Source organism: Pseudomonas sp. NFPP12, from assembly GCF_900103205.1.
In the GTDB taxonomy this organism is placed as follows: Bacteria; Pseudomonadota; Gammaproteobacteria; order Pseudomonadales; family Pseudomonadaceae; genus Aquipseudomonas; species Aquipseudomonas protegens.
Genome location: NZ_FMWW01000002.1, coordinates 522,892 through 538,295, shown reverse-complemented (window position 1 = coordinate 538,295; position 15,404 = coordinate 522,892). Strand labels below are relative to the sequence as shown.

The 15,404-nt window shown below is 61.1% G+C and carries 15 protein-coding genes; 10 read left to right on the top strand and 5 right to left on the bottom strand.

All coding sequences use genetic code 11. From position 1 onward, the window contains the following. Positions 1-155: 155 nt before the first annotated feature. Genes zwf through BLS75_RS10135 form a run of 3 tightly spaced genes read left to right on the top strand, consistent with a single transcriptional unit; the run spans position 156 to position 3,008 of the window. Complete coding sequence (zwf, locus tag BLS75_RS10145; protein WP_015636738.1) at positions 156-1,625, top strand: glucose-6-phosphate dehydrogenase; 1,470 nt, start codon at positions 156-158, stop codon at positions 1,623-1,625. Next, positions 1,612-2,325 (top strand): 6-phosphogluconolactonase, encoded by a 714-nt coding sequence (pgl, locus tag BLS75_RS10140; RefSeq protein ID WP_072450789.1) that lies wholly within the window; start codon positions 1,612-1,614, stop codon positions 2,323-2,325. Before zwf ends, pgl begins: the two co-directional genes overlap by 14 nt. 17 nt (positions 2,326-2,342) lie before the next feature. Continuing rightward, positions 2,343-3,008: a bifunctional 4-hydroxy-2-oxoglutarate aldolase/2-dehydro-3-deoxy-phosphogluconate aldolase gene (locus BLS75_RS10135; RefSeq protein WP_015636736.1), complete on the top strand. Its 666-nt coding sequence runs from the start codon at positions 2,343-2,345 to the stop codon at positions 3,006-3,008. A 114-nt stretch (positions 3,009-3,122) separates the two neighbouring features. Here BLS75_RS10135 and BLS75_RS10130 read toward each other — a convergent pair whose 3' ends face one another. Next, complete coding sequence (locus BLS75_RS10130) at positions 3,123-4,313, bottom strand: aminotransferase class V-fold PLP-dependent enzyme (protein WP_072450788.1); 1,191 nt, start codon at positions 4,311-4,313, stop codon at positions 3,123-3,125. A 13-nt stretch (positions 4,314-4,326) separates the two neighbouring features. Beyond that, a complete protein-coding gene (locus BLS75_RS10125) occupies positions 4,327-4,563 on the bottom strand; it encodes a DUF3820 family protein (RefSeq protein ID WP_072450787.1) in 237 nt (78 codons plus the stop codon). A gap of 232 nt (positions 4,564-4,795) precedes the next feature. Between BLS75_RS10125 and BLS75_RS10120 the strand changes: the two genes are divergently transcribed. The 4 genes from BLS75_RS10120 (at position 4,796) to BLS75_RS10105 (ending at position 8,479) form a co-directional block, all read left to right on the top strand. Beyond that, a complete protein-coding gene (locus BLS75_RS10120) occupies positions 4,796-5,263 on the top strand; it encodes a ferritin-like domain-containing protein (RefSeq protein ID WP_011062859.1) in 468 nt (155 codons plus the stop codon). Between the two features lie 157 nt (positions 5,264-5,420). Continuing rightward, the gene (locus tag BLS75_RS10115; protein WP_072450786.1) at positions 5,421-7,409 is read left to right on the top strand and encodes an FUSC family protein; all 1,989 of its coding nucleotides are present in this window, start codon (positions 5,421-5,423) and stop codon (positions 7,407-7,409) included. After that, on the top strand, positions 7,396-7,602 hold the full coding sequence (locus BLS75_RS10110; RefSeq protein WP_011062857.1) for a DUF1656 domain-containing protein: 207 nt from the start codon (positions 7,396-7,398) through the stop codon (positions 7,600-7,602). The genes BLS75_RS10115 and BLS75_RS10110 overlap by 14 nt, the downstream gene beginning before the upstream one ends. Before the next feature lie 10 nt (positions 7,603-7,612). Continuing rightward, entirely contained in the window at positions 7,613-8,479 is an 867-nt protein-coding gene (locus tag BLS75_RS10105) for an efflux RND transporter periplasmic adaptor subunit (protein WP_011062856.1), read from the top strand. A gap of 67 nt (positions 8,480-8,546) precedes the next feature. On the opposite strand, the gene BLS75_RS10100 is transcribed toward BLS75_RS10105, so the two are convergent. Continuing rightward, entirely contained in the window at positions 8,547-9,017 is a 471-nt protein-coding gene (locus BLS75_RS10100) for a MaoC family dehydratase (protein ID WP_015636732.1), read from the bottom strand. 49 nt (positions 9,018-9,066) lie between these two features. Continuing rightward, positions 9,067-10,011 (bottom strand): alpha/beta hydrolase, encoded by a 945-nt coding sequence (locus BLS75_RS10095; RefSeq protein ID WP_053153403.1) that lies wholly within the window; start codon positions 10,009-10,011, stop codon positions 9,067-9,069. 214 nt (positions 10,012-10,225) lie between these two features. Between BLS75_RS10095 and fadD2 the strand changes: the two genes are divergently transcribed. Continuing rightward, positions 10,226-11,914, top strand: a complete 1,689-nt coding sequence (gene fadD2, locus BLS75_RS10090) for a long-chain-fatty-acid--CoA ligase FadD2 (protein WP_011062853.1) — start codon at positions 10,226-10,228, stop codon at positions 11,912-11,914. Between the two features lie 200 nt (positions 11,915-12,114). On the opposite strand, the gene BLS75_RS10085 is transcribed toward fadD2, so the two are convergent. After that, on the bottom strand, positions 12,115-12,843 hold the full coding sequence (locus tag BLS75_RS10085) for a LexA family transcriptional regulator (protein WP_239690657.1): 729 nt from the start codon (positions 12,841-12,843) through the stop codon (positions 12,115-12,117). A gap of 148 nt (positions 12,844-12,991) precedes the next feature. Here BLS75_RS10085 and BLS75_RS10080 point away from each other — a divergent pair, with 148 nt between their 5' ends. Together BLS75_RS10080 and BLS75_RS10075 are read left to right on the top strand one after the other, a co-directional pair. Continuing rightward, positions 12,992-13,336: a helix-turn-helix domain-containing protein gene (locus tag BLS75_RS10080; protein ID WP_072450784.1), complete on the top strand. Its 345-nt coding sequence runs from the start codon at positions 12,992-12,994 to the stop codon at positions 13,334-13,336. Further along, entirely contained in the window at positions 13,296-15,362 is a 2,067-nt protein-coding gene (locus BLS75_RS10075) for a DNA-binding protein (RefSeq protein ID WP_345769795.1), read from the top strand. Before BLS75_RS10080 ends, BLS75_RS10075 begins: the two co-directional genes overlap by 41 nt. Positions 15,363-15,404 lie beyond the last annotated feature (42 nt).

Below are 15,404 nucleotides of genomic sequence, written 5' to 3'. Positions count from 1 at the left end.
GAAGTTGAGAGGTGGCCTATCCTACTGATGGCCCGGATCGACCACCACCTGGAATCTGTATTTTGTAAAAATGTTGTGTTTATTACTACATTTTTCCTTGAGTGATGCCTTGAAAAAAGGTATTTGTAGCTTAACTTGATAAAAGAACAAACATCATGCCTTCGATAACGGTTGAACCCTGCACCTTTGCCTTGTTTGGCGCGCTGGGCGATCTGGCGCTGCGTAAGCTGTTTCCCGCCCTGTACCAACTCGATGCCGCCGGTTTGCTGCATGACGACACGCGCATCCTGGCCCTGGCCCGCGAGCCTGGCAGCGAGCAGGAGCACCTGGCGAATATCGAAACCGAGCTGCACAAGTATGTCGGCGACAAGGATATCGATAGCCAGGTCCTGCAGCGTTTTCTCGCCCGCCTGAGCTACCTGCATGTGGACTTCCTCAAGGCCGAGGACTACGTCGCCCTGGCCGAACGTGTCGGCAGCGAGCAGCGCCTGATTGCCTACTTCGCCACCCCGGCGGCGGTATATGGCGCGATCTGCGAAAACCTCTCCCGGGTCGGGCTCAACCAGCACACCCGTGTGGTCCTGGAAAAACCCATCGGCTCGGACCTGGATTCATCACGCAAGGTCAACGACGCGGTGGCGCAGTTCTTCCCGGAAACCCGCATCTACCGGATCGACCACTACCTGGGCAAGGAAACGGTGCAGAACCTGATTGCCCTGCGTTTCGCCAACAGCCTGTTCGAAACCCAGTGGAACCAGAACTACATCTCCCACGTGGAAATCACCGTGGCCGAGAAGGTCGGCATCGAAGGTCGCTGGGGCTATTTCGACAAGGCCGGCCAACTGCGGGACATGATCCAGAACCACTTGCTGCAACTGCTCTGCCTGATCGCCATGGACCCGCCGGCCGACCTTTCGGCCGACAGCATCCGCGACGAGAAGGTCAAGGTACTCAAGGCCCTGGCGCCCATCAGCCCGGAAGGCCTGACCACCCAGGTGGTGCGCGGCCAGTACATCGCCGGCCACAGCGAAGGCCAGTCGGTGCCGGGCTACCTGGAGGAAGAAAACTCCAACACCCAGAGCGACACCGAGACCTTTGTCGCCCTGCGCGCCGATATCCGCAACTGGCGCTGGGCCGGTGTGCCGTTCTACCTGCGCACCGGCAAGCGCATGCCACAGAAGCTGTCGCAGATCGTCATCCACTTCAAGGAACCCTCGCACTATATCTTCGCCCCCGAGCAGCGCCTGCAGATCAGCAACAAGCTGATCATCCGCCTGCAGCCGGACGAAGGTATCTCGTTGCGGGTGATGACCAAGGAGCAGGGCCTGGACAAGGGCATGCAACTACGCAGCGGTCCGTTGCAGCTGAATTTTTCCGATACCTATCGCAGTGCACGGATCCCCGATGCCTACGAGCGGTTGTTGCTGGAAGTGATGCGCGGCAATCAGAACCTGTTTGTGCGCAAAGATGAAATCGAAGCCGCGTGGAAGTGGTGTGACCAGTTGATTGCCGGGTGGAAGAAATCCGGCGATGCGCCCAAGCCGTACGCGGCCGGGTCCTGGGGGCCGATGAGCTCCATTGCACTGATCACGCGGGATGGGAGGTCTTGGTATGGCGATATCTGATTTGCAACTGCCGGCGGGCGTGCGCGCCCACGAATTCCGCAGCCCCACGCTGCTGGCTGAAGGCCAGGCGCTGAAGGTCGCCGAGCTGCTGCGCGAGGCCATTGCCGCGCGCGGCAACGCCACCCTGGTGGTGTCCGGTGGCCGTAGCCCGGTGGCGTTTTTCCAGGCCCTGGTGAAGCAGGAGCTGGATTGGTCCAAGGTGCTGATCACCCTGGCGGACGAGCGCTGGGTGCCTGTGGAGCATGCCGACAGCAATGCGGGCCTGCTCAAGCGCTACCTGCTCCAGGGGCCGGTGGCCAAGGCTCGCTTCCTCGGCCTCTACAGTGCGGCGGCCAATCTTGAAGAGGCTGCCCTGCAAGCGGACAGTCTGCTGGCCGAACTGCCGGGCATCGATGTGCTGGTGCTGGGCATGGGGGATGACGGCCACACCGCGTCGCTGTTCCCCAACAGCCCGAACCTGGCTGAAGCGCTCAAGGTCGATGGCACTCGTCGCTGCTGGCCGATGCTGGCGCCCAGCGTGCCCCATCAGCGCCTGAGCATGAGCCGGGCATTGCTGGCTTCGGCCCGCAACAGCCTGTTGTCGATTTCCGGTCAGTCCAAGCTGACCACCCTGAGCGCCGCACTGGCTGGTGACGCTGTCGCCGAAATGCCGATTCGCGCCTTCCTGCAAACCCCGTTAGAGATTTACTGGTGCCCATGAGCCAAGGATCAGCCGCTATGACAAACCTCGCCCCGACCGTTTCCATGGCGGACAAAGTTGCCCTGATCGACAGCCTCTGCGCCAAGGCGCGGATCCTGCCGGTGATCACCATTGCCCGCGAGCAGGATGTCCTGCCGCTGGCCGATGCCCTGGCGGCCGGCGGCCTGACCGCCCTGGAAGTGACCCTGCGTTCGCAATTCGGCCTCAAGGCGATCCAGATCCTGCGCGAACAGCGCCCGGAGCTGGTGACCGGCGCCGGCACTGTGCTCGACCCGCAGATGCTGGTGGCGGCGGAGGCGGCAGGTTCGCAGTTCATCGTCACCCCGGGCATCACCCGCGACCTGCTGCAAGCCAGCGTGGCCAGCCCGATTCCCCTGCTGCCGGGGATCAGCAATGCCTCCGGGATCATGGAGGGTTATGCCCTGGGCTACCGCCGCTTCAAGCTGTTCCCGGCGGAAGTCAGTGGTGGCGTGGCGGCGATCAAGGCCCTGGGCGGGCCGTTCGGCGAGGTCAAGTTCTGCCCTACCGGCGGCGTCGGCCCGGCCAATATCAAGAGCTACATGGCGCTCAAGAATGTGATGTGTGTCGGCGGTAGCTGGATGCTCGATCCCGAGTGGATCAAGAACGGCGACTGGGCACGGATCCAGGAGTGCACGGCCGAGGCCCTGGCCCTGCTGGACTGAAGGTTCTACCCGATTCGTTGGTGTGTTCTACGGCTTTACGGTGCGCTTGGTCGGCGCACCGTTTTTTTTTGCCTGGAGAATAGCGCTGCCCGGCGCGCGGCAGGCGGGCAGGGCTTACCGGCCGGCCAGGTCGGTGAGGGCTTCGATCAACTGCTGCATATGCGCAAGGGGAGTGGTCAGCCCCGGAGTGATGCGGATGCAGGTGCCGAACCCTGCGCCATTGCGGGCCACGGTAAACAGGTTGTAGTCCCGTAGCAGGCGATCCGCCAGGGCTTGCTGGTCCTGGTGGCGGGTGAAGCGCACAGCGCTGATGGCGCAGCACAGGCGCGGGTCCTGCGGGGTCATGACTTCCAGCCCGTCCATTTCGCGCACCGCTTCGCTCCAGCTATGGCGCAGGTAGTTCAGGCGCGCGCCCTTGGCCGCTGCACCACCCATCGCCCGGTGTTCCTCGAACACCCGGGGCAGGGTCATCAGCGCCGGAATGTTTGGCGTGCTGTAGGGCGTACGGGCGCGCACGTCGTCACGGGGAAAATGGAACTCGTCCATGTCCGGGTCGATGTCTTCCAGGCGTTCGGGGTGGATATACACAAAGCCCAGGCTCAGCGGTGCGCCGATCCACTTGTGCAGGTTGAAACCGGCGAAGGCGATGCCCAGGTCGCGAAGGTCGAAGTCGATCTGGCCCAGGGCGTGGGCGCCGTCGAGGATGATGTCGACCCCGTGTTCCCGAGCGGCGGCGGCAATTGCCCGGACCGGCATCACCAGCCCGCTGCGATGGGTGACATAGGTCAGGGGCATCAGCTTGAGCCGTGGGTAGCGCTCGAAAGCGTCTTTGTAGGTGCTTGCAAGGCTGTCAAAACTGGCAGGATGCCGGTGGACGATCTCTATCACTTCGACGCCGCGCTGGCGGGCCAGCCAGCGCATGGCGCTCTTGACCGTGTCGTACTCCAGGTCGCTGAGCAGCACCTGGTCGCCCGGTTGCAGGCGGTTGTAGTTGCGGATAAGCGATTGCAGGGCGTCGGAGGCACAGCGGGTCAGGGCCACGGCGTTTTCCGGCGCCTGCAGCAGCGCCGCCAGTTGGCGGCGGATGTCCAGCGCGTAGATCTGCTCGAAGCGCTGGCGCACCAGCAGCGAGTTGCTGCGGTTCACCCACTGGATGTTGTGCTGGTACTCCTGGGCCACGCTGCGGGTCATGCGCCCGAAGTAGCCGTTTTCCAGGTTGATCGGCCCCGGCTCGATGTCGAACTGGCGAGCGATGCCCTGCCAATGATCTTCGTCGTGGGCAAGTGTGGCTGCAGTCCTTGGCATGGAGGGCTCTTTTTCAATGACGGGGTTTGGGTTTGCCATGTTTGGCCCGCAGGGGATCGAGCAGGTCGCTAAGGCCGTTGTGGTCGATTTCCTGCATCAGGGCCAGCAGGCCGCCGAGTTCGCCCTTGGGAAAACCTTCCCGGGCGAACCAGTTCAGGTAGGGGCCGGGCAGGTCGGCCAGGATGCGGCCCTGGTATTTGCCGAAGGGCATTTCCCGGGTGACCAGCAGTTCAAGAGTTTCAGGGGTCATGGCGGGGGCTGTCGTGTCATTCAAGAGCCTTGGAAAATACAGGCATTCTGCATGGAGGCCAAATGACAGATCATGCAAATAACTCGGATACAGATTTTTGTATATTTTCTAAGTAATTGAATAGTAAGGAATAAAAATATAATCCAAGTCTGGCATGGCGGGTGCAACAGTTAACTCAACTAACTCAACTCTCGAGTTAACCCAATTCTCGCAACCCACAAGGAACCAGAAAATGACTGACTTGAACAAAGAAGCTATTTCGGTACTCAACAGCCTGATCGAGACCAGCAAGGACGGTCAGGAAGGGTTCAAGACCTGTGCCGAAGACATCAAGCACCCCGAGCTCAAGGCGCTGTTCATCAAGCGCTCCACCGATTGCGCCACGGCCGCGGCAGAACTGCAGTCGGTAGTGCGCTCCATGGGCGGTGATCCGGAAACCTCCACCAGTGTCAGTGGCGACCTGCACCGTCGCTGGGTCGACCTCAAGTCCCTGGTGACCGGCAAGGACGAGGAGGCGGTGCTCAACGAAGCCGAGCGTGGTGAAGACCATGCACTGAAGGCCTACAAGGAGGCTCTGGAGAAGATCAACAAGCACAACCTGGTGGGCATTCGTGATGTGGTAGAGCGCCAGTACCACGGCGTGCAACGCAATCACGACCAGGTCAAAGCCCTGCGCAATCAGGCACGCGCCCGTTCGTAAGGGTCAAAACCTGTCAAAAACGCCAGCCAGTCTGGCGTTTTTTTATGCCGGTAATTTAATGCTGGACGGTATTTAGTTAGCTAGCTAATAATTAGCCCAGCTTCGCTGATGCCTATCGCGACTATCGTTGTGTTTGTCCTGCCAAGAGTTGCCAGCCGTGCCCATTACCCTGCAAGCCCTGCTTGCTCCCAACCTTCCTGCATTGCAGTTCGCGATCAAGACCCTGCTCGGTGGTGGGGTAGCGCTGTGGCTGGCATTGCGCTGGGGGCTGGAGCAACCGGCCTGGGCCCTGATGACCGCATTCATCGTGGCTCAGCCGCTGTCCGGCATGGTCCTGCAAAAAGGTCTGGCGCGGCTGTTGGGGACCCTGGTGGGCACCCTTATGTCGGTGCTGTTCATGGGGCTGTTCGCCCAGACCCCCTGGCTGTTCCTCCTGGCCCTGGCGCTGTGGCTGGGGTTGTGCACGGCCAGTTCGACCCTGTTGCGCAGTGCCTGGTCCTACTCCTTCGTGCTGGCCGGCTACACCGTGGCCATCATTGCCTTGCCGGCCATCAGCCATCCCCTGGGGATCTTCGACCAGGCGGTGGCCCGCTGTACGGAGATTTCCCTGGGCATCATCTGTGCCACCGCCAGCAGCGCGCTGCTCTGGCCGCTGCGCGTCGAGCGACAGTTGGCCGATCAGGCCCGCAGCGCCTGGCACAGCGGGATGCAGGCGGCCGGTGCCACCCTGGCCGGGGATGCCCAGGCCCGCAAGGGCCTGCTGGAGATCCTCGGGCGCATCGTCGCCGTCGATGCCCAGCGCGAACATGCCTGGTTCGAAGGCCCGCTGGGCCGCCAGCGGGCCCGGGCGATCGGTGGCCTGAGCCAGAAACTGTTGATGCTGCTGCGCATCTCCCGTTCGGTGCGGCGCCAGTGGAAGCAGTTGGATAGCGTCGAAGCTGCGCGGTTGCAGCCGTGGATGGATCAGGTCCTGGCGGCCCTGGACAGCGCTGATGGGGCCAGCCTGCAAGCCTTGTCGCCACGGGTGCTGGAGGCCTCCCGCGATGGGGCGATCAGCCCGGCGCAGAGTTACTGCCTGGCGCGTTTCAGCTTGTTGCTGGACACCGCCCTGGCTGCCACTCAGGCCCTTGAAGCGGTGCAGGAGGGACGCGGGGCAATGGTGCAGCCGGCGACGCTGACACCTCACCGCGACTTGTCGCTGGCCCTGGTATTCGGCGCCCGCAGCGCCCTGGCTTTTCTGACGGTGGCCAGCTTCTGGCTGGCCACCGCCTGGCCCGCGGCCTCCGGGGCGATGCTCCTGACCTGTGTGGTCTGCAGCCTGTTCGCCAGCCGCGAGAACGGGGCGCAGATCGGCATGAGCTTCATGCGCGGGATCTTTCTGGCGGTTCCGGCAGCCTTCGTGGTGGGACAGATCCTGCTGCCCCAGTGGAGCGGTTTCCCGATGCTGGCGATGGCCATGGGCGTGCCGCTGTTCTTCGGCGCCCTGGGCATGGCCAAGCCGCAGATCGGCGCCACGGCCACTTCGTTCTGCCTGCACTTCATCGTGCTGATCTCGCCGATGAACCGCATGAGTTTCGATGTGGCCAGTTTCTTCAATAACGCCCAGGCCATGGTGCTGGGGGTGGGCGCCGCGGTGCTGGCCTTCCATCTGCTGATCCTGCGCAACCCGGCGTGGCACGGCCGGCGCCTGCTGGCTGCGACCCTGCACGACCTGGTGCGCCTGACCCGGCGCAACCTGCGGGGTGCGGAAAGCTGGTTTGGCGGGCGCATGGCCGACCGCCTGTTGCAACTGGCGCGGCATTATCCGGAACTGCCGGAGCCGGCCCGCAGCCGCTGGGACGATGGCCTGCTGGGCCTGGATATCGGCGACGAACTGATGCACCTGCGCCTGAGCCTGGCGGTGGCCCAGGTGCCGGTCGGCGCTGCGCAGCGAGCTTATTTCGAGCACCTGCAGCGCACCCTGGAACAAGGCCCGGCGGGCAGTCGTCAGGATGCCCTGGAGCAGCCCAGCGTGGCCCTGCTGGAGGCGCTGGGGCAGCAGCCGCCCAGTGATGCGTTGAAACTGGCGCAGGGCGCCGTCGTGCAATTGCAAAGCAGCTGGCGCAGTTGGTGCCGGCAGCAGGAGGAGAGTCATGGGGCTGCGTGAGTGGTCGCTGGGCGGGGTGCTGCTCAGCCCGTTCCTGATTTATGTGGTGCTGGCGCTGGTGCTGACCGGTGCCCTGCGGATGCTGGTGCGGGTAACCGGGCTGGGCCGCTGGATCTGGCACGAAGCACTGTTCGATTGTGCCCTGTACGTCTGTGTATTGACGGTCATTACGCTGGTCCTGGGGCCCTTATAAGGAGTTGATCATGCGTACACCCGTACGTGTCGTGTTTACCCTCTGCCTGGTGGCGGTGGCGATCTTTGCCGGTTATCACCTGTGGCAGTACTACATGCTGACGCCCTGGACCCGCGATGCGCGGATCCGCGCCGACGTGGTGATAGTCGCCCCGGATGTGTCCGGCTGGGTGCGCGAGCTCAAGGTGGCGGACAACCAGCCAGTCAAGGCCGGCGAGCTGTTGCTGAGTATTGACCGCGACCGTTTCGAGGCCGCCCTGGAAAAAGCCCAGGCGGTGGTGCAGACCCGCCAGCAGCAGTTGAGCCTGCGCGAACATGAAGCCAGCCGCCGCGCTGCTCTTGGCCCCCAGGCCATCAGCGCCGAGCTGCGCGAGAACGCCCAGATCAACGCCGGCATCGCCCGTGGCGAGCTGCGCCAGGCCCAGGCCGAGGCCAAGGTCGCTGAATTGAACCTGGCCCGTAGCCAGGTGCATGCGCCCCGTGACGGGCATATCACCAACTTGCGCCTGGCCGAGGGCAACTACGTCAATGCCGGGCAGCCGGTGATGGCGCTGATCGATGACTCGACCTTCTATGTCCAGGCCTATTTCGAGGAAACCAAGTTGCCGCGGATCCAGGTCGGCGACCCGGTGAAGGTCTGGCTGATGAGCGCCGGTGATGCCCTGCAAGGCCATGTGGAAAGCATCAGCAGGGGGATCACCGACCGTAATGCCACGCCTGACGGGCAACTGCTGGCGGAAGTGGAGCCGACCTTCAACTGGGTACGCCTGGCCCAACGGATTCCGGTGCGGATCAAGCTCGACAAGGTGCCCGAAGGCATCAACCTGAGCGCCGGCATGACAGCCAGTGTGCAGGTGGAGGAGGGCGGCAAACAGTAGGAGCCGGCTTGCCGGCGAAAGCGCCGGCATCGCCTTCGCCGGCAAGCCGGCTCCTGGAGAGCGAGGCTCAGCCGATGGTGATGGCTGGCAGGGTGGTCAGGGTCACGGTCTGCTTTCTGCGCGGAGCGGCGATTTCGGCTTCGCCGTCCACAACCAGTTCATCGTGCTGGTTGAATACGCGAGTGGCGATGCGCACGCGGAACTTGGGCAGTTTTTCGAGGATCTCCAGGCGCACGGTCAGGGTGTCGCCAATCTTCACCGACTTCTGGAAGGTCATCTGCTGGCCGATGTAGATGGTGCCCGGGCCAGGCAGCTCGCAGGCCACGGCGGCACTGATCAGCGCGCCGCTGAACATGCCGTGGGCGATGCGCTCCTTGAACGTGGTGGCGGCGGCGAACTCGGGGTCCAGGTGCACTGGGTTGTGGTCGCCGGACATGGCGGCGAACAGCTGGATGTCACGCTCCTCGACGGTCTTGCTGTACTGGGCGGTCTGGCCGACTTCCAGGGCTTCGTAAGGCGTGTTGGTTACCTGGGTCATGTTGCTGAAATCCTCTGACAGATAAATAAGCGCACTGGCTGCGCACCGGCTATTCCGACCGTGGTGGCCGGCGGTGCTGCAGGGCCTGGTCGAGCCAGGCCAGCACGTCGTGGGTCACTTGGTCACGGTTGCTTTCGTTGAACAGCTCATGACGTGCCTGGGGGTAGATATTGAGTTGCAGGCACTGGCTGCCGGCCTCGCGCAACGCGTTGGCCAGATCCTTGAGACGCTTGCCAGCGCTCACCGGATCACATTCACCACCCATTACCAGCAGCGGCAGGCCCGGATCGATCTGCTTGAGGTTGGCAATCTTGCTGATTTGCTGCAGCCCACCCAGCAGATCGATCCACAACTGGTTGGTGCAACGAAAGCCGCACAATGGATCGGCCACGTACTTGTCGACTTCCGCCGGGTCGCGGCTGAGCCAGTCGAAGGCGGTGCGATTGGGTTTGAACGCCTTGTTGAACGACCCGAAGGACAGCCATTCGATCAGTGCGCTGCGCCCCTGGCCGCCCTGGCGCCAGCGTTCGATGCGGGCGATCAGGCTGGCGGCGCGGTACAGCGCCACCGGCTGGAAATTCGAGCCGCTGAGAATCGCCCCGTGCAGGCTGGCGCTGTGATGTTGCAGATAGGCCTGGGCGATGTAGCTGCCCATGCTGTGGCCCAGCAGCACGATGGGCGTGCCGGGGTGCTGCTGGCCGATGTGCTGGTTGAGGCTGGCCAGGTCGCCGACCACCTTGCTCCAGCCGTTCTGGTCTGCGTAGTGGCCCAGCACCCCCTGTTCCGCCGTCTTGCCGTGGCCTCGCTGGTCGGGGGCGTAGACGGCATAGCCTTCGGCGCACAAGGCCTGGGCCAGGCGCGCGTAGCGCCCGCTGTGCTCGGCCATGCCGTGGGACAGCAGGACCACCGCCTTGAGTGGCGGTTCGGGCAGCCACTGGTTGACGAAGAGGCGGTGGTGGTCGCTCGTGGTCAACCAGAACGTGTCATGGGTCATGGCGATTCCTTTGCTCGAAGACGCTGCAATTTATAGCGCATCGGTGCCTGGGCGTCTGATTCGCGCGCCCGTTGGAAGCAAGATTCACAAAATTAATGACACACTTGCGCATATTTGCCTGAATCGCCATAGCTGCTAACGTCCGAGGAGCCCCGCCCCTGAGAGCGTTGCAGTGGCGGCCCGGACAGCTCAGGTACAAGAGAGGACAAGAATAATGCAACCTGATTTCTGGAATGATAAGCGCCCCGCTGGCGTCCCCAACGAGATCGACCTGGGGGCCTTCAAGTCGGTGATCGAGGTGTTTGAGCGTTCCTGCAAGAAATTCGCTGATCGCCCGGCCTTCAGCAACATGGGCGTGACCCTCACCTACGCCGAGCTGGAACGCTACAGCGCGGCCTTCGCCGGTTATCTGCAAAGCCATACCGATCTGGTTCCGGGAGACCGTATTGCGGTGCAGATGCCCAACGTTTTGCAGTACCCGATCGCGGTATTCGGAGCCTTGCGCGCAGGGCTGGTGGTGGTCAATACCAACCCGCTGTACACCGCGCGGGAGATGCGCCACCAGTTCAAGGATTGCGGGGCCCGGGCCCTGGTCTACCTGAACATCTTCGGCCAGAAGGTCCAGGAAGTGCTGGGGGATACCGATATCCAGTTCCTGATCGAGGCCCGGATGGGCGACATGATGCCCAGCGCCAAGGGCTGGCTGATCAATACCGTGGTGGACAAGGTCAAGAAGATGGTGCCGGCCTACCACCTGCCCCAGGCCATTTCCTTCAAGAGTGCCCTGCGCCTGGGGCGTGGCCAGAGCATCAAGCCACTGCAGGTGGGCCACGACGATGTTGCGGTGCTGCAGTACACCGGGGGCACCACCGGCCTGGCCAAGGGCGCGATGCTGACCCACGGCAACCTGGTGGCCAACATGCAGCAGGCGCGGGCCTGCCTCGGCCAGCATGGGCCCGACGGTCACACCCAGTGGCGCGAAGGCCAGGAGGTGATGATCGCGCCGCTGCCGCTGTACCACATCTATGCCTTCACCGCGAACTGCATGTGCATGATGGTGACCGGCAACCACAACGTGCTGATCACCAACCCGCGGGACATCGGCGGCTTCATCAAGGAGCTGAAGAAGTGGCGTTTTTCTGCGCTACTGGGGCTCAACACGCTGTTTGTGGCACTGATGGATCACCCGGATTTCAAGAACCTGGATTTTTCCAATCTGAAGCTCACCAACTCTGGCGGCACGGCCCTGGTCAAGGCTACCGCCGAGCGCTGGCAGAAGCTGACCGGCTGCCGGATCACCGAAGGCTACGGGTTGACCGAAACCTCGCCGGTGGCCTGTACCAACCCCTATGGCGAGCGTTCGCGGCTGGGCACCGTCGGCCTGCCGGTACCGGGCACCACCTTGAAGATCATCGATGACCAGGGCGTCGAGCTGCCGCTGGGCGAGCGAGGCGAGCTGTGCATCAAGGGCCCGCAGATCATGAAGGGCTACTGGAACAAACCCGAGGCCACCGCCGAAGTGCTGGACGCCGAGGGCTGGTTCAAGTCCGGTGATATCGCGGTGATCGATCCGGACGGTTTCGTGCGCATCGTCGATCGCAAGAAGGACATGATCATCGTCTCGGGTTTCAACGTGTACCCGAACGAGATCGAGGATGTGGTCATGGCTCACCCGAAAGTCGCCAACTGTGCAGTCATCGGCATACCGGACGAGCGTTCCGGCGAGGCGGTGAAGCTGTTTGTGGTGCCGCGTGAGGCGGGGGTCAGCCTTGAAGAGCTCAAGGCCTACTGCAAAGAGAATTTCACCGGCTACAAGGTGCCCAAGCACATTGTGCTGCGTGACTCTTTGCCGATGACCCCGGTGGGCAAGATCCTGCGCCGCGAGTTGCGCGATATCGCTTGAGCCCAGGGCTTTGTGAGGGGGTGAGAGATATGGCACTAAAGGAAACTGGCGGGAAGTAGAGGGAAGAAAACGGGCGACCCTGGAAACATAAGGGGTTGAGCGATAGAAAGGGACAAAATCAGTGCCAAAAGAGGCGCGAAGCCAAAAATATTTCATGGAGACAAAAAAGCCCGCGTTTAGCGGGCTTTTTGGCACTTGGCTCAAATCATCCAGCCACCAGACCAAACCACCCGGCCGACAACTTGTAGGCGCTCCAGTCGATCTGCTGGGACGCTTATAGTCTGATAGGCCGTGTTGGCACTGATCACAAGCACGCCGCCATCTAGCTGGCGCTGCAATCTCTTGGCGTAAAGCAGGTCATCCAGGCGGATTACGTAGAACGCCTCGCCTTGGATCACGTTCCGGGAAAGATCAACCATAACCGTATCCCCATCCTTTAGGGCTGGCTCGTTGGAGTCTCCGTCCACACGCACGGCAGCAAGCTGTGAGGCCACTAGGCCCTTTTTCGTGAGGCTGTACTTTGTAAACGCCAGCATCGTCAGGATGCGCGCTCCATCGCTCCACGCGCCATGTCCTTGGCTGATACGGGCATCGTACAGCGGTACATAGGCATAAATGCTTTCGTCGACTGCTTGAGCTTGCGCGCCTTCTGAGGGGTACATCTCGCCCCGGCCCGAGGCTATCCAGTCAAGAGACACCCCTACAGCAGAAGCCAGCAACGCCAACGAGTTAAACGCTGGCATCCCTTCCCCTGCAATCCATCTCTGAAGAGACGACAGAGCCACTTTTGCGGCTTCGGCAGCCTGTTTTCGGGATTCGAAAAGGCCAGCGACTGTCGCTATTCGAGTTTCTATTCCCGAATTCGGAAAAGAAACCGCATTTTCGCCCTGCGGAGGATGTTTCTTTTCCGTGTAAGTCACTGAATTCACTAGTTTTTTCCCATTTCGACAAGTGTGAAACCCAAAAACGAGAATGAAAACTCCCGAATTCGGTTTACCAAGTCCCGTATACGGGATATATTGTCCTAAACCGGCCGTTAGAAAGCCAAAAAAAACCACCCGAGATGATGGTTATTAAATGGAAACCTTCGACATACCGCTCGATTTAGAAAGGCGCTGGGAGTGGATCAAGTTTCAGCTCCGCGTTCGCGGCACCAACTTTGCCGATCTTGCGAGAAAGCATGATCTCAACGAGCGCGCAATCCGCAATGCCAAGCAAAGACCCTACCCGAGGGTAGAGAGAGCAATTGCTCAAGCCCTAGGGCTTCAGCCTGTGCAGCTGTGGCCTGAGCGTTGGAATGTAGACGGCTCTCCACTTCGCCAGCGTCCGAACCGTGCTGAATCTAATTCGGTATATCCGAAGCATACCGAAAAACGTCCGGATGGTCACAGTAAAACCCAGCGAGACGAGTCCGATGCGTGATTGGTATTCATCCCAGGAACTGGCAGGGCTGCCGGGGCTTCCAGGCTCTGTGCCGGGCGTTCGAAAGGTCGCTTTGCGGCTTGATTGGGAGTGCCGGAAACGCAGTGGAAGCAAGGCGATTGAATACCCCTTTACTTGTCTTCCAGCAGAAACCCAAGCGGCACTAATGGCTCAGTCCATTGCAGAGGCCGTGCCTGTGACCACAGCGCCGACCACTGAAGCAATTGGCGTGGCAACAGCTCCTGTAGTGAACAAAGGGGCTGCGCGCCTGACCGATGTACAGAGGTCCGTAATGGCGGCCCGGTTGTGCTTCATTCGGGAGATTGAGCGAATGAGTTCCGTCGTTTCGCAGAATCGAGCTATTGAGGTTCTGGTCAAGCAAGCCCACAGCAACGACTTGAGCCCATATCTCATGGAGCGGCTTGAGCTGGCAAACAACAAAAAGTCCGGAAGTCGTGCACTGTCTGAGCGGAGCCTGAAACGTTGGCTTGCCGCATACAGAACAGGCGGCGAAGTCGGATTGGCGCCACTGCGCCAGCGTCCGAACCTGACTGTTCCGGACTGGGCCAAGGATTTTTTGCGGTGCTATCAGCGACCAACTAAACCAAGTGTTGCCGCGAGCTATGCCGAGTTCTCCAGGAAGTACGAAGGCACGTTGCCCAGCATTCATGCTGTCCAGCGGTTCCTGAAAAAGCTTTCTCCGGAGGCGTTACAGGCTGGGCGCATGAGTCCTCAAGAACTGAAGTCGTTGCAGCCATTCCGCCGAAGAACCACCAAGAACATGTTTCCAGGTGACGTGTACACGGCGGACGGACACAAGTTTGACGCAGAGGTCATTAACCCGATTACGGGTAAACCCTACCGGCCTGAAATCACCACCGTTATGGATGTGGCCACCCGGAGAGTGGTCGGCATATCTGTTGGGGAAGCTGAGTCGGCAATAGGTGTGCTTGATGCCCTGCGGGATGCGGTCCGGAAATGCATGTTTGGCATCTTCTACGTCGATAACGGCTCGGGCTTCGATAACGACATGGTGCGCGAGGTAGTAGATCGCCTCGGCGGCACGATGCAGCACTCAATCCCCTACAACAGTCAGGCCCGAGGGGTCTCCGAGCGCGGGCATCAGACTATCTGGGTGCGAGCGGCTAAGAAACTGACTAGTTACATCGGTGCTGACATGGATAAGCACGTGGGAAGCAAGGTCCACCGGATCAGTCGCAAACAACTCAAAGAAGTAGGAGCAACCCGCTATCTACCGACTTTCGGCGAATTCATGGCCGGGGTTGAGGATGAAATATCCACCTACAACAAAACTCCTCATAGGGGACTGGAAAAGTTTAGAGATCCGCTTACAGGAGCTTTACGCCACCCAAGCCCCGACGAGGCATGGCAAGCCGCAATAGAACAAGGCTGGGAGCCGGTTGTGGCCCCTCCTGAGTTGATCGAGTCGCTGATGCGTCCTCAGGTCATACGCAAGACGCATCGAGGAGAAATTCAATGGATGAACCAGACGTATTTCCTCAACGATTTACGGTCCTTGCATGGGCAAGAAATACGGCTTGCCTATGACGTTAGAGATGCTGGGCGCGTTTGGGCATATGCGTTAGAGGGCGAGCTTATCGGTGAGGCGCTGCTGGATGGAAACGCCTCGGACTATATGCCGATGAGCCTTTTGGAGCGTAGCCGTGAAAAACGCCAACAGGGCCAGCTCAAGCGGGGTATGGACAAGCTGGAGACGCTGACAGGACACCGGGTCGAAATGATCGCCCCAACGACTAGACCCTCGGCAACGCTCACCAGTGAACAGCTTATCGAAGCTCAGGAGTATGCACAGGCGTTAGACGCGCAGAGGCCGCAATTCAATGTGCCAGGGGATGACGTGGCGCGTTACAGGCTCTGGGTCAAGCTCGATGAGCAATTGAGGTCTGGGAAGGAGTTAACCGCTGAGGAAGCCAAGTGGTGGAAGGCATATCCCAACCATCCGGACTTCTCAGCGATTAAAGAAGTGTTTCAACACGTGGGGTGACTCCCACGCTTTCAGCAGTAAACGAGCCGGCAAGCTCGTCTT

Bases quoted from the DNA above. Each gene is read 5' to 3' on its own strand.
- zwf (WP_015636738.1), top strand. From the start codon at position 156: ATGCCTTCGATAACGGTTGAACCCTGCACCTTTGCCTTGTTTGGCGCG.
- pgl (WP_072450789.1), top strand. From the start codon at position 1,612: ATGGCGATATCTGATTTGCAACTGCCGGCGGGCGTGCGCGCCCACGAA.
- BLS75_RS10135 (WP_015636736.1), top strand. From the start codon at position 2,343: ATGACAAACCTCGCCCCGACCGTTTCCATGGCGGACAAAGTTGCCCTG.
- BLS75_RS10130 (WP_072450788.1), bottom strand. From the start codon at position 4,313: ATGCCAAGGACTGCAGCCACACTTGCCCACGACGAAGATCATTGGCAG.
- BLS75_RS10125 (WP_072450787.1), bottom strand. From the start codon at position 4,563: ATGACCCCTGAAACTCTTGAACTGCTGGTCACCCGGGAAATGCCCTTC.
- BLS75_RS10120 (WP_011062859.1), top strand. From the start codon at position 4,796: ATGACTGACTTGAACAAAGAAGCTATTTCGGTACTCAACAGCCTGATC.
- BLS75_RS10110 (WP_011062857.1), top strand. From the start codon at position 7,396: ATGGGGCTGCGTGAGTGGTCGCTGGGCGGGGTGCTGCTCAGCCCGTTC.
- BLS75_RS10105 (WP_011062856.1), top strand. From the start codon at position 7,613: ATGCGTACACCCGTACGTGTCGTGTTTACCCTCTGCCTGGTGGCGGTG.
- BLS75_RS10100 (WP_015636732.1), bottom strand. From the start codon at position 9,017: ATGACCCAGGTAACCAACACGCCTTACGAAGCCCTGGAAGTCGGCCAG.
- BLS75_RS10095 (WP_053153403.1), bottom strand. From the start codon at position 10,011: ATGACCCATGACACGTTCTGGTTGACCACGAGCGACCACCACCGCCTC.
- fadD2 (WP_011062853.1), top strand. From the start codon at position 10,226: ATGCAACCTGATTTCTGGAATGATAAGCGCCCCGCTGGCGTCCCCAAC.
- BLS75_RS10080 (WP_072450784.1), top strand. From the start codon at position 12,992: ATGGAAACCTTCGACATACCGCTCGATTTAGAAAGGCGCTGGGAGTGG.
- BLS75_RS10075 (WP_345769795.1), top strand. From the start codon at position 13,296: ATGGTCACAGTAAAACCCAGCGAGACGAGTCCGATGCGTGATTGGTAT.